This window comes from Pseudovibrio sp. POLY-S9 (assembly GCF_001431305.1).
Lineage (GTDB): Bacteria > Pseudomonadota > Alphaproteobacteria > Rhizobiales > Stappiaceae > Pseudovibrio.
Genome location: NZ_LCWX01000166.1, coordinates 104,316 through 126,423, shown reverse-complemented (window position 1 = coordinate 126,423; position 22,108 = coordinate 104,316). Strand labels below are relative to the sequence as shown.

The window sequence follows — 22,108 nt, the reverse complement described above, 5'->3', positions numbered from 1 at the left end:
CTTTCGTTGACCGCCTCTGCATTTGCGGGGTAAATACTCAATCTAACTACGGTATTTTACAGGTCAATCACCTGCATCCTATTGCTCACAGATCGGCTAACTGTCAACATCTGCCGGGTGTGATTCTGCCAGATTTTTCTACGTGGTGGCCAAATTTTCCTTGGAGGGGACATACCCGATGATGAAGAAATTTAAACTAGCATTAGCAACTCTTGCTCTTTCTGTCGGTTTCGGAGCAGCAGCTTCCGCAACGGATCTGCCAGATCTGAAGGGCCGCACCGTTGTTGCAGTAACCGAAAATGCATACACACCTTTGAACTTTGCAGACCCCAAGACCGGTGAAGGCATCGGCTGGGAATATGACGCGTTCAATGAAATTGCAAAACGCCTCAACATGAAGGTCGACTGGCGCTTGGCCTCATGGGACAGCATGATTGAAGCTGTTCGTCAGGGCCAGTTTGATGTGGGCATGGATGGTATCACCATCAACGAAGAGCGTGAAAAGCAGATCGACTTCACCGATCCTTACATGACCTCCGAGATGTTCATGCTGGTGCGGGCAAATGAAGACCGCTTCGACAACTCAAAAGCTTTTGCTGACGATCCGGGCTTGTTGGTTGGCGCGCAGCCGGGCACCACAAACTTCTACACCGCTGTTTATGCTGTGTTGGATGGCGATGAAAACAACAAGCGCATCCAGCTGTTCGAAACCTTTGGTGCTTCTGTTCAGGCATTGCGTGCTGATGATGTCGATATGGTGCTGATGGATGCAATAGCAGCAGCAGGCTACATGGGTGCATCACCAGACAGCTTTAAAGTGGTTGGCGGTCCAATCGGCTCTGAAGACTTCGGCTTCATTCTAACACCGGGTTCTGATCTGCGCGAGCCGATCAACGCAGCACTCAACTCCATGCGCGAAGACGGCACTTTGGATACCCTGAACCAAAAATGGTTCTTCGACTATAAGTCCAAGAACTAACAATAACCTGGTTGATTTTGGCGGGTACTTGCGACCCGCCATTTTGTGTCTGGGTATTGCAGGAGCGTCGAAAGCGATTTTCGCATGCAAATACACCCAGCAATCTGCTTCTGGCATGACTACGGATTTCCGCATCTCTTCAGGAAATTCAAACGAGATTTAAAGGAAACGCGATGGGCATGCGTTCTGCCACAAGATCCCGGTTGAACAAGCTTCCATGGTGGTTGCTCGCATCATTTGTTCTCGCAGTTTTCTTTCTCTGGCTCATCGCCGCCAACGGTGATTATCGCCAGATCTTTGAGACCCTTCTCAGAGGTGTCGGCATTACCCTGTTTGTCACCTTTGTCTCTTTCATCATCGCCAGCATTGTAGGACTCGCCATCGCATTAGGGCGAGGGTCTAAACACCGCGCTATCCGCGAGTTGTGTTCGTTCTATACCGAGATTATGCGCGGCGTACCAATGCTGGTGCTGCTCTTCTACATTGCCTTTGTCGGTGCCCCACAAATGGTTGCAGCTTACAACTGGCTCATGGGGCCGCTGATTGAATGGGAGATTGTCGACAAGCTGCGGGTGCGCGATCTTTCCATGCTTTGGCGTGCGATCATTGCGCTGTCCATCGGCTACTCTGCCTTCATTGCGGAGATTTTTCGTGCAGGTATTGAGAGCGTGGATGACGGTCAGTTGGAAGCAGGCCAGGCACTTGGCCTTTCCAGATGGCATACGTTCCGCTTCATCATCTGGCCGCAAGCACTCAAGAACATCCTGCCGCCACTTGGAAATGACTTCATCGCACTCATAAAGGAAAGTGCGCTGGTCTCCGTGCTTGGTGTGCAAGACATCACTCAGCTTGGCAAAATCTATTCTGCCTCCACATTTCAGTTCTTTGAAACTTACAATGTGGTTGCGTATCTCTACCTCATCATGACAGTCTCGCTGTCTCTGGTCGTTCGCGGTTTGGAACAACGCATGAAGCGAGCCTTTGAAAACGAAGCTTAGAGCCTGTCCCTAAAAAGCCCGCAGAGGTTTTAGGTCGGGTTTCTACCAAACAATGATAAATGCAGCATGCCCAATAAAGAAGGCACAGCTGCTTATGACAGGAAGTTGGAATGACCGTTCTCGTTATTGAAAACTGCGAAAACGTAACGCTTGGCCTGCTGGGACAGGCACTGGATGAAGCGAAAATGCCGATCGATCTGCGTGTCATGGCAGAAAGTGATCCTCTGCCATCAGACATCTCCAAGTTCAGCGGGCTGGTTGTTCTGGGTGGTTTGCAGCATGCCAGAGCAGATGAGGAGTTCCCATTCCTGAAAAGCGTTTGCGACACGATCCTTGCATTTCACGAAGCTGATAAGCCGGTGATGGGCATCTGCCTCGGAAGTCAGTTGATCGCACGCACATTCGGCGGCGAGAATATTTTGGGCAATCCGGTGGAAGCTGGCTGGCTACCACTGCAAGTCTCAGAGCAAGGCAAACAAGATCCGGTCATCTCCGCCTTCGAGGAAGACGACCACATCTTCATCCTGCACACGGATACTTACACTCTGCCAAAAGACGCCGTACATCTGGCATCCAGCGAGATGACACCCAATCAGGCCTTCAAAATGGGCCGCGCTACATACGCCATCCAGTTCCATTTCGAGTGCTCTGTCGATCAGGTGAACCATTGGAACGGCTGCTTCCATGGCCCAATCAATGAACTGGTGCCGCACTGGAACGAAATTCTGGAAGAGCAAGGACCAAAATTCGGCCCAAGAGCCGACGCGTTGGGACTGGAAATCTCCCGCCGCTGGATTGCTCTTTTGTAAGAAAGGCAAGTAGCAAGAAAAGCGCTTGTGCCTCAGTAAGCTCAATTAGAAAACAATGACAGGAAAGCCCCCGCAGAAAACTGCGAGGGCTTGAAGCCTTCGATTATTCAGCAGGCCATTTCATCTCGCCCATCACCACCTTGGCTCCAAGAGCAAGGTCACTGGTTCTGCGTTCTTCCAGTGCTGGAAACTCTGTCTTCATGAGCATCACCAGTTCATCAGAGTTTGTCGCAAGAGCAGCACTTTTCTCAACCGCAGCCACATAGGCCTTGGTAAAGGCGATAGAACCCACCGTCTGGCTGTTGGTGTTACCAAGAAAATGCCCAGGGATCACACGTTTCGGGTTCAGAGCAAGAAGAACATCAAGACTCTTCTGCCAATCCTTACGCTTCTCTGAAGTCGGATTATCAGCCTGCCATATATGAGAGTTGTCATAGACCAGCACACCGCCAACCACAGTACGCTCTGAAGGAACCCAAAGACTGGTGTGGGACGGGTCGTGTCCATCAAGACCAACAATCTCAACTGGAGTTCCATCCACCTCAAAGCTGTTGCCATCAATGACCTCAGGAACGATCAACTCCTGCGGTGCATCACCCTTCAGGATCGGTCCCCAATAAGCAAACTTACCCTCAATTGTGGCTTTGATCTTCTCTACCGTCGGCTGCGTGGCAACGATCTTCGCATCAGGAAAGGCCGCATGAAGCGCATCCAGACCGAAATAGTAATCAGGATCACCATGACTGATGTAAATCGATGTCAGCGTCTTGCCACTTTCCTTAATGATTGAAATTAAGTTCCGGGCATCACGGCGCTGAAACTGCGCATCCACCAAAACAGCTTCCCTTGGGCCTTCAATCAACACTGAGGTAACTGGGAATAAACCCTCATCACCTGGATTGTAGACCTCAAAGGTGAGGACAGCAGTATCCTGAGCATAGGTTGCAACAGGCGTAAGAGTAGCGGTTGCTGCAAGGCTTGCAGCAAGAGCAAAAGACTTTATCATTTGTTTTCCTTGGGGTTAAAGAGCAGGAGAGTCCTGCTGAATGCTGTGGGAGAAGTTGTTCAAAGCTTCCGTAAGTTGCTCGTAAGAGCCATAAAGCAGATCAGTGGGCAGCAGCACGCGCTCACCGAACATGTCTGCAACAAGTGTTGGCACACCACGTGCACCCATCTGGTTTAAAACCACCTGTCCATAAGCAACGCGCTGTGAAGTCTCCGCCTCAACAGACGTCATATGGTCTTGAAGCAGAGTGGCAGCATCTACAAAACCTGCACCGGAAAGCAGATCCAACAGGATGGACAGGTCGGTGATGTCTTTGCCTTCCACATACCGGGCATCTTGGATGAGCTTCAGCGCCTCTGGCCCTCTCGCTGGTTCCACGATTGAGCATGCTGTCATGGCAAGTGTCGCAAATGTTGAGTCTAGCGTTTGTCTCTCACCATTTAGAATCTGGCTTTGATAGGCCCGGCTAAATGTCTGTCCTGTCAGCCTCGCAATCTTCTGGTCACTGGCCCACGCATAAGATGCAAAAGAATGGTCCAGAGGACGAGCGCCAGCACCGCTAAACAAGCCTGCTGGTAACATCTCAACCTCGTAGTCCTTCGCCAAGTCCGCCAGTCTGGGAGCTGCGCCGTAACACCACCCACATAGCGGATCGTAGATGTAGAGGAATGAGTGCGTCATAAGTTTCTCCTTGTTGCAGGGGAACCTAGGACAGCTTGACTATCTGTAAAATACAGATAATTTCGACATACTGTCTGCAAAATAGAGACAATTATATGAGCCTCTACAATCTCAACCGCCTCCGCCATTTTGTTGAAGTCGTCGAAAGTGGTTCCTTCACCGCAGCAGCGAAAAAGCTCGGCCTGGGAAAAGCCATCGTCAGTCACCAAGTCGCAAAACTGGAAGAAGAGCTCGGCGCAGCCCTACTGGTGCGCACAACACGCTCTCTTCAAGTGACAGGAGCAGGGCAGCGGTTTTATGAAAACGCCGCAGAAATTCTCGATCAGGCAGAACGAGCGGTGCAGGAACTCCAGCATGAACAAGAGGTTCCCAACGGTTTGCTCACAGTGACAGCGCCAGAAGATTATGGCCAGTGCGTCGTCGCCAAAGCGCTCATGCGATTGAGGGTAAAATATCCAAAAATCAGGGTCAATGCGGTCTTCACGGATGAAAAGTTGGACCAGCTTAAAGAGAAAATAGATGTCTCCATCCGCGTTGGTTGGTTGGAAGACAGCTCTGCTATCGCAAGGAAAATAGGCAGTTTCCAGCAGTTTACTGTGGCCTCACCGCAATATGTTGAAGCGATGGGGCCGATCTCAACACCAACCGATCTGCAAGATAAAGACTGGATCTACCACTGCAAGCTGCCTGCGGGAATATCGTGGCAATCAGCTGAAGGGGAGGAGGTGCAATTTGTACTCCAAAATCCGCCGATCACAGTCTGGAACACACTAACTTCGCATGCATGTGCTCTCAGTCACGGCGGTCTGTGTCTCCTCCCGTCCTTTCAGGTCCGCGAAGATCTGGCATCAGGTCGCTTGCAACGGGTTTTGCCGGACTGGCACCATAAGGAAGGCGGAATTTACGCGCTCTTCCCAAACAGCCGCTTTCGCCCAGCCAAGACCAGGGTGTTTGTAGAAGAGCTGATAAAGGCGCACAAAGAGGCTCGCGATGTATTTTGAGAAGGTCGCTGACGCTAAACCCAAGTCTTCTGGTGCAGCTGGCACATCCGGTTGATCAACCACTTACAGGCAGGGGCTTGCGCTTGCTGTTTGCCCCAGACAAGAGAGACCTTGTTGAGAATAGCATTCTGCTGAAAATCATAGGAAAGCTCTTTCAGCGCACCAGCCTTCACCTCATCATCCACCATCTGCGCAGGCAACTCAGCCCAGCCCACACCGCCATGCACCATGGTGTGTGCCACGCGCGGATTATCTGTAATCAGCAGATGCGGCCCTTTCTGGCGTGAAAACTCAGGTGAGTTTCGGTCAGTCTCTGTCCCAGAAATAATCTGTCTGTATCCGCGCAAGTCCACCAACCGGACTTCCTTCAGTTCGGCGAGAGGATGGTCCTTGTGGCAAACCGGAATCCGGCGCTCAAATCCAAGCCCACGGAAGTGGTAGCCTTCCTTGTAGGGGTGCCGCTCGATAATAATCCCCAGTTGAGCGCTCTCTTCCGTCAGTCTGGAAAAGACATCACCAAAAGAGGTGGTTTGGACATGCAACTCTACCTTCGGAAACTGCTTGTCGAAATCATGAAAAACCTGATTAATCTCAGAAACATAGGTCCCATACTCAAACACCACTTTGAGGCTGCCTTCCGCCCCTTCACAAAGGGCGCCAGCCTTCACAAGCAAGTCCTGCCTGCTCTGCAAAATGGATCTTGCATAATCCAGTAAGGAAACACCCGAGACAGTCAGCTCTGCACGGTAACTGCTGCGATCAAAAAGATCGGAGCCAAGATCAATCTCCAGATTGGAAATCGCAGCACTTACAGCGGATTGAGCCTTACCCAACCGTCGTGCAGCAGCAGAAAATGACCCTAACTCAGCGGCAGTCACAAACGCTTCCAACTGGTCAACACTGGGCATCCAACCTCAACACGATCTGAAATTCTGATGGAGTTCAACTTTACTGCATAGGTCAAACTGATCTTTATGTCACCCAAATTTGCAAACTGAGAGGAATGACCATGCGAAAAATAATCGGGCTGGCAACCGCAACAATGATTGGCTCACTCATGACGTCAGGGCTCGCCATGGCAGAAACGATGCCGTGCGAAACCAAACTGCCAATTGACATCCCCTCCAATTGCGATGCCATCAAGGTTATTAAACCAATCGAAAAACTGGAGAGCTTTCGCCCACTAACCACGCCGAAAAATGGCCCGGCTTTAAAGCCGCAAACAGTCTTTCGCTCTGACCAACTGGACAACCTGACAAAAGCTGATCAGGAAAAACTCAGCGCATTGGGCATTGAGACCATTGTGGATTTGCGTGCTCCGGATGAACTGGAGAAACACCCGAACAAACATATTTCAACAGTAGACTTCAACATCAATCTGCCAATTGGCTCAGACCCGGCAGACGTAAAAAAAATCATGCCTTTAGATGTTGCCTCGCAAATTGGCCCTTTATGGTTCAGCGGCAAGTTTGATGAGATTGACCAACTGCTGAAAGACCATAATGTAGACCTCTACAACACCCGGATTGATCGCTATAAGGACTTCGCACGTAAGTTCACACCGCAGATCTCCCGCTTTATGCATGTGTTGTTGGAAGAACAGAACTACCCATTGGTGTTCCACTGCGCAGGCGGCAAAGACCGCACCGGTTATGTGGCAGCCGTACTGATGTTGTCTCTGGGTTTTTCTGAAGAAGACGTCATGCGCGACTACCTCACCACCAATCTCTACACTTATGATGAACTGAGCAAGTTAGTCGCAGACGGCCCGCATTCTCTCCGCCCGGCTTTCGGTGCACATAAAGAGCAGATCACGGCTGCTCTAAAAGCGGTGAAAGAAGACTACGGCAGCTTTGACACCTACCGCCGCGAAGCATTAGGCATTTCTGATGAAGAGCTGGCCCTCATCAAAAAGAACCTGCTGGCAGACCTAACCTAAGGCCTCCCAGCACCCCTCGTGCTGCCTTCCCCCAACGTTGGTGGCACGAGGTTCCTCAAGCAAGTTCTACGAGAGGCTCATTTGCGCCAGAAGGCATATCCAGCCTAAACTTCCCTTATGTTTTAGGGGAATTTCATGACTGTATTATCTTCAGCAATTGAACGCGGATATCTGGGATTTGCTTCCTACGAAGCCAAATATAACTCACCTGTTTATGAAGAATGGGCGACTCATGTAGCCAGCTCGCCAATCTTCCACGATTTCCTGATGGTTTTGCCAGAAGCCAAACAGCAACCCAACCTCCTCTTCGCAGCCATAAGATGGGTCACAGGACGCGTTCCTGAAGTGACAGAGCTGGATGAGACGCTGAAGCTTCATGGAACAGCAATCAAGCATGAGATGATGAATCGCAGCACGCAGACCAACGAGTCCGGTCGCTGCGCAACGCTCCTCCCACTGCTCGCCCGCCTCCCACAACCTCTTTCATTGATCGAAGTCGGCGCCTCCGCTGGTCTTTGCTTGCTGCCGGACCACTACGCCTACGACTACAATAACGGTGCACACACACTAGCGCCTGGGACGAACACATCCGATACACCAGTGTTGCACTGTCAGGCGACCGGCAATGTTCCTCTGCCAACCAAGCTGCCAGAAGTTGTCTGGCGTGCAGGGCTAGAACTGAACCCGTTGAATCTTCAGGATGAGGACACCGCAGCATGGCTCCAAACGCTCGTCTGGCCGGGGCAGGAGGACCGCTTACACCGCCTGCAAAAAGCAATTGCAGTAGCAAAGCAGCAGAAAGTCCAACTGGTTAAAGGAAACCTTCTCGAAGACTTGCCAGCCTTGTTGGAACAAATTCCAGCGGGCACCACACCCGTGGTCTTCCATAGTGCTGTTCTCGTCTACATCCGCGACATTAGCAAGCGAGAAGCTTTCGTCGATCTGATGCTCAACTCCAACGCCCACTGGATCTCCAACGAAGCACGCAGCGTTATCCCGCAGTTTGCCGAAAAGGTTGCGGGGCCGCACCCAACTGGCAAATTCCTCCTCTGCGAAAACGGCACCCCCCGCGCCTGGACCGGCCCACACGGACAGTCAGTTGATTGGATCGAGTAGAGGCTTGCTAAAAGCCTCTGCACACCATCACAGCATTTAGCTCCAGTTTGAGGGAAAGTACGTAAATTCCAGAAAGCATTCATTTGAGAGGACGTAGTACTTTGCGCAATGCATGAGAGAGACAGGTGCTTGCTTCATTAAATATATGGTGGAAGGGCAGGCGCTTATGTTTTGGAGATGATCTATGCCCCTGCAATCATTGAGCAAAGAAGAGCACAAATGGGCGAACGACATGGCTCGCCGACTAAACTTGACCTTTGCTGAAGAGGAGGGCGAGCAGGTCGGGCAACATCACCAAGCCGACGTTGTGAACGCTCCTACAAGTCTACTGGAAAAACTTGCGTCCATGGAGAAAGCGGCAGATGCTCTGTACGCAAACACGGAGTTGATCAAGAACCAAAGCGCTGTTTTCTCACCTTTCAAAAAAGCAGGTCTGTCTGCACGCTCGGGTATTGCAGCTGCACGAAAAGAGCTGAAAGGCCGAAAGCCCCAAAACGCGGAGGCGAGGCTTTCCAAAATTCAAGAGAACGTTTCCTCTATGGAGCAGCTCATTGCTGTTGCTCAATCCAATCATAAAGGTTTGGAAGCGCAGATACCCTGGGTGAAGGAAGACCTCGTTCAGTTGGCGATTGAATTACCAGTTGTTGACAGCCTTGCCATTGCTAAGAAAATCCCGAGCAAAAAGCACAAGAAATTCCTCAGTCTTGACCAGGAAGCCAACGGTCTGATCAGTGAAGCACAGACCCTTTGTGAGAACCTTCAGGTGGATGCTGCGAACAAGGTCTTGAAGAAGCTCAATAAGACACTTCAGAGCTATCAAAAGGAAGTTGATTGGCTGCACGCTCTGCCCGAAGTTACTGGTGTCGGAGCTGGCGAAAGCCCACGTGTGTCCAAGCTCGACAAACTTGCTGCTGCATTTATGCGAAAAAAGACTCAGGAGCATAAAGTTGAGCTGGTCAAAGCTGAGCCGGATGAGAAGACGAAGGCTTTTCTTAAGACTTGGAACAGAGAAAATTTCTCTGATCCTTCCGAAAGGCTCGACCTCCAAAAAAGAGGCGGCTGCAAAGCACCTTTCAAGTTCATCGTTCGAACAGGTTCAATGGATGATTTTATCAATCAAAAGGGCTGTTTTTCTGCTCAGGGAACCGAGTATCTAGAGAATAAGGATGCCATTTGTACGTCCGTTGTGACTGATGAAAAATGCTTTGTCTACGGAGCCTTTGGCGTCATCTTGGATGTCCTGCCACAAAACGTGCTGGTCTCCAGTCCCGATGATCTCATGAGCGAGCTTAACATTGGCCGCAAAGACAAAAAAGACAGAATGGTCAATGTCACACAAGAGCAAAACGAAAAGCTTCTCGATGTGCCAGACCATGTTCGCAACGGTTACTTGAAGAATGAGCTGGACAGATACCAGTACGACAAACGTCAGCAGAACGTTGATGATTTGATGGACAACACCTACTATGCGCATAACGAAGTGATTGTTTCATCCAAGGACGGCATTCAGCATAAGCAAGGCGTAGACGCAACCGAGCCCATCAAGATCAATGGAATCTTTCTCATAGACGCTGAACCCTCTCCCGACACCATCGCGTTTCAGGAGTTTGAAGGCAAAAAGGCCCTGACCAAGGAAGAAAAATACCAGATTTTCATGGAACACGCCGAAAAAGTAGCCAAAAACCTCGGTGTACCGATCCTGTTTTTAGATGGTGAGAGCACGATGGCTTAATCAGCTTAGAACAGGTTAACTACTAGATGTTGGCTCTGCCAGCACCCACAGTACGGTGTAACCTTCCACGAAACGTAATGCACTGCGTCCCAGCATAAGTGGACAAACAAAAAAAGCCCGACGCGTCTGCACCGGGCTCTTCAATCTTATAAAATCTAGTCAGCTTACTGGCAGAGGCTCTTGCCAACGCAGTTCAGGTCTTCGCAAGCTTCTTTCAGGCGTTCAACAATGCCCAGCTCACCTTCACGCAGCCATTTGCGTGGGTCGTAAGCCTTCTTCGTTGGGGCACCAGTTTCCGGGTCGATCTGGTATTTGAAAGCATTTGCGTTTGCTTCCACGTACGCACCAACCTTTTCAGAGAAGGCGAACTGTGTATCGGTGTCGATGTTCATCTTGAACACGCCGTAGTTCAGGCTCTCTGTGATCTTGGACTTCTCAGAACCGGATCCACCGTGGAACACAAGCGCCAGCGGGTTTGCACCAAGGCTGTGAGTTTCGCTGACCAGCTTCTGACTTTCACGCAGAATTTCAGGGCGCAGCTTCACGTTGCCCGGCTTGTAAACGCCGTGCACGTTACCAAAGGACGCAGCAACGGAGAAATGGCCAAGCGGGTTCAGACGGTCATAAGCCTGCAGAACGTCTTCAGGCTGGGTGTAGAGCTTCGGATTGTCTGCACCGATGTCATCATCAGAACCGATACCGTCTTCTTCACCTCCAGTCACGCCCAGCTCAATCTCAAGGCTCATTTCCAGCGGAGCCATCATCTTCAGCAGGCGTTCGCTTTCAGACAGGTTAAACTCGATGTCTTCTGCGGAAAGATCCAGCATGTGAGAGGAGAACAGTGGCTTGCCATTTGCCTTGTAGAATGCTTCACCGTGTTTGATGAGCTCTTCCAGCCAAGGGATCAGGCTCTTGTCTGCATGGTCGGTGTGCAACACAACGCCAACACCGTAATGCTCTGCCAGAAGGTGCACGTGCTGAGCTGCAGCAACTGCCCCAAGCACTTTTGCTTGGAAGCTGTCCTTGATGCCTTTACCGGCATAGAACTGCGCACCACCGTTGGAGAGCTGAACGATAATATCTGTATTGTTTGCAGCTGCTGCTTCAAGAACTGCGTTGATGGAATCCGTTCCAACAACGTTGACCGCAGGCAAGGCGAACTTACCTTGGCGGCATGCTTCAATCAGGGTTTTATAGTCTTCACCAAAGATGACGCCCGGCTTGAGCTTTCCCATTTTTATAGGCTCCTGTGTAACAGCAGATAGGGGAGACAAAGTGCCTCACACTGTGAACTGGCAACAAAGCCGGACCATGGCCTTGGCCAGTTGCCGCGCACACTACTCAGCAATACGCAGAACTACAACATTTGTAAGGGCATTCTGAGGAATTTAATGGATTTAAGAGGCAAATCACTGGCCTTAAGCAGTATTTCCCGTCATGCAGAATTTGTGTTTTTCACAAGCAGCACCGGGAACCACAATCCCTGCGCAAGTTTCAGCGACGACCTAGGGGAATCAGAGGATGGACTGACCTGCCATCACACGGGCACTCAAGCCAATCGGCATGGATTGAGTATCACCTGCCAGAACCTCCAAAACAGGTCTGAGTTCAATAGCCGAGCCATAGCGGCGCAAATGGGTGGAAAGCTCCATCAGGAGCGCCAGATCTGTTGAGACAAGCGTACCAGCCCCACAGGAGCGCACCGCATGCAGCAAACCGCTCAAATCACCTGGACCCAGTTCAGGGGAGATCGTTCCCTCTGGAGCGCCTTTGACCTGAGAGGCACAGATCTGCGGCAAATCAACAACGCTCACCTGCTCCATCTGACCCAGCAGAGTGCGGGAAGCGACCTGACTGCCAAACAGATTTGGCGCGTCTGACACATCTAGAAACGCGACCTTACCTGCAAAGCCTTGCAAGCTCTGCCCAAACTCCGGCGCAGCCAGCAACAGGTCAGAGACTTCAAAGCACTTACGCGTAAACTTGGCGGTGATCTTCGTGAGTTCTTCAGACTGCTCGGAAAGCAGTGGCGCATAGGCCCGTTCAAACACCTTGGCACAAAAAGGAGAAAGCACAGCCACATAGTCGTAATGACCAAACTGAGAAATCACCTCCTTCGCCAAATCCCGTGCATCATCAAGTTCATTAGAACGTAGCGACACAAGTCCGCAACAACTCTGAATGCTGGGCGCTTCAACCTCATAACCAGCTCTGTCGAGCAAATGAACTGCAGCTTTTATGAGAGACGGGCGAAAGAGATTGGTAGTGCAGGAAACAAACAATCCGACCCGGGCATCCTTCTTGTATTTGGGGCGTCTTGGTCGGGCCATAAGAGGAGAAGTCCTGCAGTTTCTGAGCAATGCATAAATGAAATCGCTACAACCTGCCTGCCACAATTCAAAGGGGACTTCAATGCTTAAAAGGATTGCTTAGGTTTGGGAAACCACCCTAAATTTACTATCAGCCGTATGGCACGTCGGGTAAGCTCTAAGACCACAATTTTGCATCAGCAATTTCAATTATTCATTATGTGAAGGCATCTGAATGGTCCTCCAGTCGAACTCTAAGCTTATCTTTGAAGATAATTTTGATGGTCCTGCTCTCGATATAAACAAATGGTTGCCCAACTACCTCCCTCACTGGAGTTCCTTGGAGTTATCTGCGGCGAGTTATGAGATAAAGGACAAAAAGCTTCGTTTGTTCATCTCTGAAAATTAGCAATGCTGGTCGCCAGAATTTGATGGAGAAAACAAGGTATCGGGAATCCAGACTGGGCATTTTGCAGGACCTCTCAATAGCCCTCATGGGCAACACAGGTTCCGTGATGGGCTTACTGTAAAGTCTGAGGTTCCTGAAATGCAGTTGTTCTTGCCGCAATATTGTAGGTTGGACATACGTGTTCGTGCAAAATTGAAACCATGGAATTTAGCAGCGCTTTGGCTGATCGGTTTTGAAGATCAGCCGGATCATTCCGGAGAAATTACAGTTTTTGAGATTTTTGGCAGGAGTGCGACTGCAAATGAAGCTCAAGTCGGGCGTGGAATAAAACGTATTAACGATCCTCTCCTCAAAGATGAATTTGACGACAGCATTTTACCCTTGGATGTTACTGACTGGCACGTCTATTCGATGGACTGGTCTCCAAGTCAGATTGATTTTTTCGCTGATGGCGAACTGGTTACAACAACCTCTCAATCTCCAAATTATCCGATGCAGCTCATGTTGAACTTTTATGAGTTCCCTCACCGTGCCCCAAAGACACCAGAACAAGATGCCTGGATGGAAGTAGACTTCATTCGATGCTTTGCGCAATCAGAATAATATCCACGCTTCTGATCTTGATAGGAGGAAGGTAGCGCCTCGGCTAAGTGGAATAACTCTATCGGATGTCGGACACGGAGCTTGCAGTATACATTTTGTGCCTATGTGCATTTTCTGTGCGTACTTGCTAAGAAAAAACTAATGGTTATCTTCCGGTCAGAACATCACTTAAATAAGAAACTGGAAAATGAGCATGAACCTGAAAGACGTCGCGCTGAGCCGCTATTCCACCAAGGAATTTGATCCATCAAAGCAGATTTCCGCAGAGCAGTTTGATCATATTAAATCCCTGCTTCGCTTCAGCCCATCAAGTGTGAACTCACAACCTTGGCACTTTATCATTGCAGATACCCCAGAAGGGCGTGAGCGCGTTTCAAAGGGAACGCAGGGCATGTTCTCCTTCAATAACGGCAAGGTGCTCAACTCCTCCCACGTCGTCGTCTTTTGCGTCAGAACGGACATCTCTGATGAGTATCTGGACCGTTTGCTGGAAGCAGAAGAACAAGACAAACGCTTTGCTGACCCAGCTGTAAAAGAGACAGTCAAAGCAGGCCGTGCCACCTTTGTCGGTATTCATCGTGACCAGCTCAAAGACGCTGACCATTGGATGGAAAAACAGGTCTACCTCAACATGGGAACCATCCTGCTGGGCGCAGGCGCGCTGGGCATTGATGCTGTGCCGATTGAAGGCGTAGACGTTGACGCGCTTAACGAAGAGTTTGGCCTTCAGAAAAAAGGCTACCGCGCAGTTGCTCTGATTGCCCTCGGCCACCGTCACGAAAGCGACTTCAACGCCGCCCTCCCCAAATCCCGCCTCCCGGAAGGCGAGATTTTCACAGAACTTTCTTAATCAGCTTTACAGTCGACGCCAAAAGGGGATGCCTAGTGCATCCCCTTTTACATGAAATGACTGAGTTTTATTCTGCATTTTGACTGTACTAAACTACGATCAAAAGCGGGCGCACAAAGTCACCTCAATTGCCTGCCATCAAAAGATGAGGGAATCGAAAAACATGTATACTTAGAAAGAGTTGAATGATGATCAGACCGTATCGGGACGCGGACCTTCCAGCTGTGCTAGACATTTACGCAAAGTCCAAACTTGATGAGTTTGCCTATGAAGATAAGCAGTTTGAATTACTCCCGCTTGATCAGGACCCCAAGCGGTATACGAGTCTAATCACGTCGCAAATCTCAGTTTATGAAGAAGAGAAAATGCTGGCTTATGCAGCTCAGGACGGAGCTGATCTCAGGTCATTGTTCGTCCACCCGCAAGGCAGAGGCAAGGGTATCGGTAGAACGCTCATGCAACACATGCTGGATAGGGCTGAGGGGGAGGCCACACTTTACGTCGCCAAATCCAACCTGCCGGCCAAGCGGCTCTATGAGCAATTTGGCTTTGTCATTACCAGCGAGTTCATGACCGATTATAACGGCATTCCGATCCTTGCAAACAAGATGGTGCGCAAGGCTTAAGCCACTCACCAACATAGCAGCAATAAAAAAGGGCCGCAGAACTGCGACCCCCGATCTTTAGAATCTCTGGAATCCAATTATTTCTTGGAGCCGTCTTTATTGAACTGAGCGAGGTACGCAATAACGTCCTGACGCTGAGTTTCTTTCTTAAGACCAGCGAAAGCCATCTTACCTTTCGGGATAACTTTCTTCGGTTTTGTAAGGTATGCGTCCAGGGTAGCTGCGTCCCAAGCTTTACCTTCTTCTTTACCTGCCAGAAGAGGCTTGGAATACTTGTAGCCTTCGACTTCACCCCAACCAGCATCGATGATGCCGTTGAGTTTAGGTCCTACCTTGTTCTTGGCTTTTTCACCAACAGCATGACAAGCCTTACATTTTTTGAAAACTTTTGCGCCCTTAGCAACATCGCCTTCAGCGAATGCCGCACCGGAACTCAACAGCAATGCAAGCGCTGCAACGACGCCAAACTGCTTCATATTTTATCCTTCCCACTATATCCTAAGAGATAACCGCGAATAGAGAACAACATAGTCTAACTCATGGGGCAGTTCCCACAGATTCGACGTTACCTTCGTATATATTGTTACGGCATATTGTCGCGGACGGAATTGATCATAAGCATAAACGACTGAAAATAACTTGCTTTGAGTCAAACTCACCAAAAACTGAAGCCGTTGTTTTGTGGGCGACAATAGACTTAATGCGGCTTTTATCTTTGCAAAAATTATGAGAGTCTCATCTATTGTATTCAGTAAGTACGGTTGGGTTGGTGGCTTGGAAATATAGTTTCAAACCACAACTCAAGAGGGAGGCCTGATGGCAGCGATCGCAATGCCAAAACCGTCACAGGAAACACTAAAAAAGCGCTCCAAAATCGTCGCTGATTTGAAAAAAATCGTGCGTGGAGAAGGTGTTATCTGCGATGAGATCGAGATGCGTCCCTATGAGACGGATGCCTTGACGGCATACCGCCAGCTGCCGCTTGTTGTGGTCTTACCTGAGACCGTAGATCAGGTCTCGCAAGTGCTCAAGTACTGCTACGACAATGATGTAAAAGTGGTACCTCGTGGTGCCGGAACTTCCCTGTCTGGCGGTGCATTGCCGTTGGAAGACGGCGTTTTGCTGTCCATGATGAAATTTAATCGGATTTTGGAAATAGATCTGGAAAACCGGGCAGTTGTGACCCAGCCGGGTGTAACCAACCTGGGGATTACGACAGCCGTACAGCAGGATGGCTTCTATTATGCTCCTGATCCGTCCTCCCAAATCGCCTGTTCCATTGGCGGTAATATCGCAGAAAACTCCGGCGGCGTGCACTCCCTCAAATACGGTTTGACCACCAACAACCTGTTGGGACTGGAAATTGTCCTTATCACCGGAGAGGTGATCCGCCTCGGCGGCAAACATCTGGATTCTGAGGCCTACGACTTGATGGCCCTGCTCACAGGCTCCGAAGGATTGCTCGCAGTTGTCACTGAAGTCACTGTCCGCGTTCTACAAAAACCGGAAACAGCCCGTGCAGCACTGATCGGCTTTCCAACCTCAGAGGAAGCTGGCAAGTGCGTGGCTGAAATTATCGGAGCGGGCATCATCCCCGGTGGCATGGAGCTCATGGACAAGCTCGCAATTGATGCTGCTGAAGACTTCGTACATGCCGGATATCCGCTGGATGTAGACGCCCTCATGATCGTGGAACTGGACGGCCCTGAAGCTGAAGTCGATGACTTGCTTAAGCGCGTCAGCGCAATCGCAGAAAAGAACGGCTCATCTTACTTGCGCGTCTCTCAGTCAGAAGAAGAGCGCAATACATTCTGGGCAGGGCGCAAGGCTGCGTTTCCGGCGGTAGGCCGCATCTCGCCGGACTATTTGTGCATGGATGGCACCATTCCGCGCGCAGCTCTGCCACAAGTCCTGCAGGAAATGCAGGAGCTGAGCGAAAAACACGGATTACGTGTCGCTAACGTGTTTCACGCAGGTGATGGAAACTTGCATCCACTCATCCTTTATGACGCCAACAAACCGGGTGAACTGGCCGCAGCTGAAGCCTTTGGAGCAGACATCCTGCGTCTTTGCGTAAAAGTAGGCGGCGTCCTCACGGGAGAACATGGTGTCGGCATTGAGAAACGCGATCTCATGCCGGAAATGTACTCTGAGGATGACCTGAAACAGCAGCAACGCGTGAAGTGTGCGTTTGATGAAAAGCAGCTTCTCAATCCGGGCAAGATGTTCCCGGTCCTACACCGTTGTGCAGAGCTTGGCTTCATGCACGTTCATCAGGGCCAACTGCCATTCCCGGATATTCCACGCTTCTAGAGCGTGATCCTAAGACAAGAGAACAGGACGAAACCATGGGAGAGGGTTTCCACCCAACAACAGCTGATGAGCTGGAGGCGGTCGTCAAATGGGCCTCCGCCGAGCGAACACCGCTGGAAGTAATCGGAAGCGGCTCCAAGCGCAACTGGGGTAGGGCGGTGCAGTCCGCGCATACTCTGCGCGTTGACGGCATCTCCGGCGTGATCGACTATGAGCCGGCAGAACTTGTGCTCACTGTGAAGGCAGGCACGCCACTGAGGGACGTTCAGACCCTCTTGAAGGAACACAATCAGGAACTCCCCTTTGAACCAGCAGACCTAAGTGCAGTTCTGGGTGGCCCAAATCAGGCAGGCACCATTGGTGGTGTTCTGGCAACAAACCTGTCCGGTCCGCGCCGTCTCAAAGCGGGTGCAGCACGCGATCATGTACTTGGTCTGGAAGCTGTTTCTGGCCGTGGCGAGATCTTCAAGGCAGGCGGACGCGTGGTGAAAAACGTGACGGGTTATGATCTGTCCCGGGGCTTCTGCTCCTCCTGGGGTACTCTTGCTGTTGCCACAAGTTTCTCCATCAAAGTTCTCCCTCGAGCAGCCAAAGAATGCACCTTCGTATTGCTGGGCCTGACCCCGCAAGAAGCATCCAGTGCTATGTCAGAAGCTATGGGGTCTTCCGCAGAGGTTTCCTCTGCAGCTCATCTGCCCAAAGGCTTCTGCCCACTCTCACAAGAACACCCCATCACTTTGCTCAGATTGGAAGGCATCCCAGTTTCCATCGACTACCGCTTGAACAAACTGCGCAGCATCCTGAAGCGCTTTCCATCACAAGAGCTCATCGAAGGTCAGGCCTCCCGCAAAACATGGGGTGATCTGCGTGACCTCATTCCGTTCGCCGGAAGTGACAAGCCGCTCTGGAAGCTCTCAGTAAGCCCGACTGCTGGTCAACAGATGATTGCCGAGCTGGAAAAGCGCTTTGCAATCCGCTGGATGATGGACTGGGCAGGTGGTCTGGTCTGGGTGGAGATGCAAGGCGTAGAGCCTCACGATGTTCCGCTCCGCCGTCTGATTGCTGAAAATGGTGGTGGTCACGCTACGCTCCTGCGCGCAAGTGCTGAGCTGCGTACGAGCGTGGATGTGTTCCAGCCCTTGTCGGAGACATTGATGGGGCTTTCTAAGCGCTTGAAAGCTCAGTTTGATCCGCACAACATCCTCAACCCGGGCCGAATGTACGCGGGGATCTAGGTCATGCAAACCAACTTTACACCAGAGCAACTCAAAGACAGCGCCACAGCAGTTTCCGAACAGATCCTGCGCAAATGCGTGCACTGCGGATTTTGTACTGCAACGTGCCCAACCTTCGCGCTGCTGGGAGATGAGCTGGACAGTCCACGTGGCCGCATCTACCTCATCAAAGAGATGCTGGAAAATGACCGGCCTGCGGATGCCAAAACCGTCAAGCATATCGACCGCTGCCTGTCCTGTTTGTCTTGCATGACCACATGCCCTTCGGGTGTGAACTACATGCATCTTGTAGATCACGCTCGCATCCATATCGAACGCACCTACAAACGTCCGTTGCAAGACCGGATGCTCAGAGCAGTGCTACAGGCCATTCTGCCCAAACCGGGCCGTTTCCGTCTTGCAATCGCAGCCGCCTTCTATGGTCGCCCACTTGCAGGGCTCATGAAGAAATGCGGTGGTACGCTTGCAAAACTGGGTACCCTGCTGGCGTTGGCTCCGACCAAATCAGCAATGCCTTCTCAGTTCGCAGGGCAGGAAACCATTGCCCCGAAAGTGCAGAAGAAGGGCCGCGTCGCTATCTTGAAAGGTTGCGCACAAAGTGTCCTTGCCCCGTCCATCAACGATGCAGCGACCCGCTTACTTACACGCACCGGTTACGAAGTGGTCTTCCCGAAAGGTGAGGGCTGTTGCGGTGCGCTCGTTCATCATATGGGCAAGGAAGAAGCCTCTAACGAACAGGCCAAAGCCAACATTGATGCGTGGATGAGAGAGATGGACGGTGAGGGGCTCGATGCCGTCATCATCACTGCGTCTGGCTGCGGTACCACCATCAAAGATTATGGCTTCATGCTGCGCGACGACCCGCAATACGCGGCGAAAGCTCAACAAATCTCGCAGATGTCCAAGGATATCGTTGAGTTTCTGATTGAACAGGATTTAGGCGAAGCACAGCCGCACGAAGAGCTGACCATCGCCTACCACTCTGCCTGCTCCATGCAGCATGGCCAAAAGATCACCTGGCAACCTATGAAGCTGCTGCAAAATGCTGGCTTTACAGTCAAAGAACCTCTGGAAGGGCACCTTTGCTGTGGCTCAGCTGGTACCTACAACATCATGCAGCCCAAAATTGCCACTGCTCTGCGAGACCGCAAAGTAAGCAATCTGGAAGCTACCCAGCCAGACCTCGTCGCCACCGGCAACATCGGCTGCATCACCCAAATCTCCAGCGGCACCCAAATCCCGATCATCCATAGCATCGAGCTTCTGGATTGGGCCTATGGTGGTCCAAAGCCGATGCTGCTGGACAAGGCGATTTAAGCTGCTTTACACAAACCCCTCTCAAATAAGATTGAGGGGGGGTGGAGGTTATACGCCGCCTCCACGACGCATAACGTTCTCCTGATGAGCTTTCTCATCATCAGCATATTGCTTCCGAATATGTGAGAGATCGCCGACAGGTGTATTAGGGTTTGCTGGGTTTGTTGGCTTAAGCTCAACGAGAACTGGGTTCGGCTTGTGATTGAGCATCGCACCGGTATACGCGTCCACACCTACGCCAATCACACCTCCGATCAGGGCATTGCCTGCCATAGCTGCTGCACCGCTTCCTGCAACTTCAGTGGTGACATGTACTTTCTGCGTTTTATAACCTTCTTTGGAAACGGTGACGTTGAACTTTTCTTTGCGTGAAACCTTGAGTGTACAAGGCGAGGAACTGCAGGTCATCCCTATGTCCGTCGAGATCTGTGCATCCTCTGGAGAGGTATAGATTTTGACTTTTTCACTCATACCGCGTGTGACACTGGCGCACCCTGAAAGGACAAAACCTGCTGAAATAAATGACGCAAACAAAAATGTAGTCTTCATCTCAAAATTCCCGCCTTAGAAAACTGAACCGATACCCTCGGCATCGTGGGGGACATGCAACGGTGAAAAATTTGATTCCCAATGCATTTATGAGTCTGATTTTGTGCCTTTCGCAGCTTCAGGCAATTCCTGAAAATGAATATGTTAAACTGATGGTTTTAGGGGTAAAAATCTATTGAGTTCAAACCCACCCTCAATCCCGTGGATTAATTACAGAACGTCTCAAACACTGACAGTCTAAAACCTGAAAGCTGCGCGAGCTTAATTGAGATCGACATCCAAAATGCCGGCGTACTGCAGTTCATCCAAACGCAGACTAGATATTTGGGGTGAGGAGTGAGCTACATGAAGCCTTCTGCCATTTACTCAGCGAGGATATGCTCATCGGAGTGAATTATGCAGCTGACTTTCCCGCCAAGTTCACCTTCTATTTGTCGTAGCTCCGCTGCAATTTCTGGTGGGATCTGATCTTCGTCAATCGTTGGAGGCGGAACAGCGATGACTTGGGTATGCCAATCTCCGGCAAACACCAAACCAGTCTCATGCGCAAGCAACAACAAGCTCAGTATACTGGCGAAACAACCAAGCAGGATGGCTGCAAGCGTATACCGGTTGAGTGATGGTCCTTGGTCTTTCAGGCAATCCTCCAGAACACCGCGGATCTGGGTGATGTCTTCAGAGTTCAAAGGCTCATCCAACAGCTCAATGGGTGAGCGTTCCTCGCTCGTGTGTTGTGAGAGAGAGGCGTTGCTCTCTTCATCAGCCCCGTCAACAACGGGTCGTAGACACTCAAATACAGGTACATAGCCCATGTCTGGCAACCGGATCTGCATGTGATGCACATCAGGGTGTGCGTCGTTGTAACCCCGCAGAAGAGACCGCAAGCGCGAGATGTTGACCCGCACAATCGGGTTTTCACGCGGATTAAACCCCTCAGGTAAATTGAAGACCCTCTGTCCAATAACTTGCTCTTTGAGGTCTTCTTCCTGTTTGGAGAGTTTACGCTCGACGAGAAACGTCAGGAGGGCAGTTAGTTTCGGGCTTCGCCTGAAGTTGGGGCTGGACAAAATACTGGAAAGAGTTGCAACCACTTCGTCCTTGCTGATGACTAGTCCATTCTTCTTGGCACACATACGCGGCACTCCCAAAACACACAGATGTGGCCTGGGGGAAAAGTCCCTCAATCAGATGGTCAGCAACGGCACATTCACACAATAAGCCTGTTTAAAGACAGACCTTTATTTTTTGATGCTTTGCCGTTGTCTGGGGTACGGCAAGCAATTTGAAGTTGTTGCCTTATCATAGGTTCCTGTACCCAAGATTGCAACAAACGTGCATGCCTAGCGCACATAGACCTTTGCGCCAACCGGAACCATATTATACAGCTCCGCCACATCTTCGTTTCTCATACGAATGCAGCCGGAAGAAACCGCCTGGCCAATCGTCCATGGTTCATTCGACCCATGAATACGGTAAAGCGTTGAACCCAGATAAAGTGCACGTGCGCCCAATGGGTTACGCGGCCCGCCCGGCATGTAACGGGGAAGGCTTGGTTGCCGTTTCAGCATCTCTGCAGGTGGCCGCCAGTCTGGCCACTCGCGCTTACGGGTGACTTTGTGAACGCCAGCCCATTCAA

22 protein-coding genes are annotated in these 22,108 nt (G+C 50.8%); 13 read left to right on the top strand and 9 right to left on the bottom strand.

What is annotated here, in order from left to right:
* Positions 1 to 178 precede the first annotated feature (178 nt).
* The 3 genes from PPL9_RS16700 (at position 179) to PPL9_RS16690 (ending at position 2,786) form a co-directional block, all read left to right on the top strand.
* On the top strand, positions 179 to 979 hold the full coding sequence (locus tag PPL9_RS16700; protein WP_057463764.1) for a transporter substrate-binding domain-containing protein: 801 nt from the start codon (positions 179 to 181) through the stop codon (positions 977 to 979).
* 173 nt (positions 980 to 1,152) lie between these two features.
* The gene (locus PPL9_RS16695) at positions 1,153 to 1,977 is read left to right on the top strand and encodes an amino acid ABC transporter permease (RefSeq protein WP_057463763.1); all 825 of its coding nucleotides are present in this window, start codon (positions 1,153 to 1,155) and stop codon (positions 1,975 to 1,977) included.
* Positions 1,978 to 2,087: 110 nt separating this feature from the next.
* Positions 2,088 to 2,786 (top strand): type 1 glutamine amidotransferase, encoded by a 699-nt coding sequence (locus PPL9_RS16690; protein WP_057463762.1) that lies wholly within the window; start codon positions 2,088 to 2,090, stop codon positions 2,784 to 2,786.
* Positions 2,787 to 2,889: 103 nt separating this feature from the next.
* Here PPL9_RS16690 and PPL9_RS16685 read toward each other — a convergent pair whose 3' ends face one another.
* Positions 2,890 to 3,792, bottom strand: coding sequence for an MBL fold metallo-hydrolase (locus PPL9_RS16685; protein WP_057463761.1), 903 nt, complete (start codon positions 3,790 to 3,792; stop codon positions 2,890 to 2,892).
* A gap of 15 nt (positions 3,793 to 3,807) precedes the next feature.
* Positions 3,808 to 4,473, bottom strand: a complete 666-nt coding sequence (locus PPL9_RS16680; protein ID WP_057463760.1) for a DsbA family protein — start codon at positions 4,471 to 4,473, stop codon at positions 3,808 to 3,810.
* 95 nt (positions 4,474 to 4,568) lie between these two features.
* Between PPL9_RS16680 and PPL9_RS16675 the strand changes: the two genes are divergently transcribed.
* The gene (locus PPL9_RS16675) at positions 4,569 to 5,474 is read left to right on the top strand and encodes a LysR family transcriptional regulator (protein WP_057463759.1); all 906 of its coding nucleotides are present in this window, start codon (positions 4,569 to 4,571) and stop codon (positions 5,472 to 5,474) included.
* Positions 5,475 to 5,488: 14 nt separating this feature from the next.
* Here PPL9_RS16675 and PPL9_RS16670 read toward each other — a convergent pair whose 3' ends face one another.
* Complete coding sequence (locus tag PPL9_RS16670) at positions 5,489 to 6,382, bottom strand: LysR family transcriptional regulator (protein WP_057463758.1); 894 nt, start codon at positions 6,380 to 6,382, stop codon at positions 5,489 to 5,491.
* A gap of 101 nt (positions 6,383 to 6,483) precedes the next feature.
* On the opposite strand from PPL9_RS16670, the gene PPL9_RS16665 reads away from it, so the two are divergent.
* The 3 genes from PPL9_RS16665 (at position 6,484) to PPL9_RS16655 (ending at position 10,261) form a co-directional block, all read left to right on the top strand.
* A complete protein-coding gene (locus tag PPL9_RS16665) occupies positions 6,484 to 7,413 on the top strand; it encodes a tyrosine-protein phosphatase (protein WP_208989429.1) in 930 nt (309 codons plus the stop codon).
* A 135-nt stretch (positions 7,414 to 7,548) separates the two neighbouring features.
* On the top strand, positions 7,549 to 8,529 hold the full coding sequence (locus tag PPL9_RS16660; protein WP_057463756.1) for a DUF2332 domain-containing protein: 981 nt from the start codon (positions 7,549 to 7,551) through the stop codon (positions 8,527 to 8,529).
* Positions 8,530 to 8,713: 184 nt separating this feature from the next.
* Positions 8,714 to 10,261, top strand: a complete 1,548-nt coding sequence (locus PPL9_RS16655) for a hypothetical protein (RefSeq protein WP_057463755.1) — start codon at positions 8,714 to 8,716, stop codon at positions 10,259 to 10,261.
* A gap of 164 nt (positions 10,262 to 10,425) precedes the next feature.
* Here the strand turns inward: PPL9_RS16655 and fbaA are convergent, their stop codons facing one another.
* A complete protein-coding gene (gene fbaA, locus PPL9_RS16650) occupies positions 10,426 to 11,496 on the bottom strand; it encodes a class II fructose-bisphosphate aldolase (RefSeq protein ID WP_057463754.1) in 1,071 nt (356 codons plus the stop codon).
* Between the two features lie 279 nt (positions 11,497 to 11,775).
* Entirely contained in the window at positions 11,776 to 12,591 is an 816-nt protein-coding gene (locus PPL9_RS16645; RefSeq protein ID WP_057463753.1) for a (Fe-S)-binding protein, read from the bottom strand.
* Between the two features lie 526 nt (positions 12,592 to 13,117).
* Here PPL9_RS16645 and PPL9_RS16640 point away from each other — a divergent pair.
* From PPL9_RS16640 to PPL9_RS16630, 3 genes are all read left to right on the top strand, one after another.
* Positions 13,118 to 13,582 (top strand): glycoside hydrolase family 16 protein, encoded by a 465-nt coding sequence (locus PPL9_RS16640; RefSeq protein WP_057463752.1) that lies wholly within the window; start codon positions 13,118 to 13,120, stop codon positions 13,580 to 13,582.
* Between the two features lie 193 nt (positions 13,583 to 13,775).
* Positions 13,776 to 14,432, top strand: coding sequence for an oxygen-insensitive NAD(P)H-dependent nitroreductase NfsB (locus PPL9_RS16635; protein WP_057463849.1), 657 nt, complete (start codon positions 13,776 to 13,778; stop codon positions 14,430 to 14,432).
* Positions 14,433 to 14,620: 188 nt separating this feature from the next.
* Positions 14,621 to 15,058 carry a GNAT family N-acetyltransferase gene (locus PPL9_RS16630; protein ID WP_208989428.1) on the top strand — a complete coding sequence of 146 codons (438 nt, stop codon included), beginning with the start codon at positions 14,621 to 14,623 and terminating at the stop codon, positions 15,056 to 15,058.
* A gap of 77 nt (positions 15,059 to 15,135) precedes the next feature.
* Here PPL9_RS16630 and PPL9_RS16625 read toward each other — a convergent pair whose 3' ends face one another.
* A complete protein-coding gene (locus PPL9_RS16625; RefSeq protein ID WP_057463750.1) occupies positions 15,136 to 15,534 on the bottom strand; it encodes a cytochrome c family protein in 399 nt (132 codons plus the stop codon).
* A gap of 340 nt (positions 15,535 to 15,874) precedes the next feature.
* On the opposite strand from PPL9_RS16625, the gene PPL9_RS16620 reads away from it, so the two are divergent.
* The 3 genes from PPL9_RS16620 to glcF are packed head-to-tail and all read left to right on the top strand — an operon-like array spanning position 15,875 to position 19,923.
* A complete protein-coding gene (locus tag PPL9_RS16620) occupies positions 15,875 to 17,371 on the top strand; it encodes an FAD-linked oxidase C-terminal domain-containing protein (protein WP_057463749.1) in 1,497 nt (498 codons plus the stop codon).
* A 35-nt stretch (positions 17,372 to 17,406) separates the two neighbouring features.
* On the top strand, positions 17,407 to 18,606 hold the full coding sequence (gene glcE / locus PPL9_RS16615) for a glycolate oxidase subunit GlcE (protein WP_057463748.1): 1,200 nt from the start codon (positions 17,407 to 17,409) through the stop codon (positions 18,604 to 18,606).
* Positions 18,607 to 18,609: 3 nt separating this feature from the next.
* Positions 18,610 to 19,923, top strand: coding sequence for a glycolate oxidase subunit GlcF (gene glcF / locus PPL9_RS16610; RefSeq protein WP_057463747.1), 1,314 nt, complete (start codon positions 18,610 to 18,612; stop codon positions 19,921 to 19,923).
* Positions 19,924 to 19,971: 48 nt separating this feature from the next.
* Here the strand turns inward: glcF and PPL9_RS16605 are convergent, their stop codons facing one another.
* The 3 genes from PPL9_RS16605 to PPL9_RS34250 all read right to left on the bottom strand — a co-directional run.
* A complete protein-coding gene (locus PPL9_RS16605; RefSeq protein ID WP_057463746.1) occupies positions 19,972 to 20,472 on the bottom strand; it encodes a PEGA domain-containing protein in 501 nt (166 codons plus the stop codon).
* 362 nt (positions 20,473 to 20,834) lie between these two features.
* A complete protein-coding gene (locus PPL9_RS16600) occupies positions 20,835 to 21,605 on the bottom strand; it encodes a hypothetical protein (protein ID WP_057463745.1) in 771 nt (256 codons plus the stop codon).
* A 207-nt stretch (positions 21,606 to 21,812) separates the two neighbouring features.
* On the bottom strand, positions 21,813 to 22,108 hold a 296-nt coding region (locus tag PPL9_RS34250), incomplete at its 5' end, for a L,D-transpeptidase (RefSeq protein WP_244273408.1).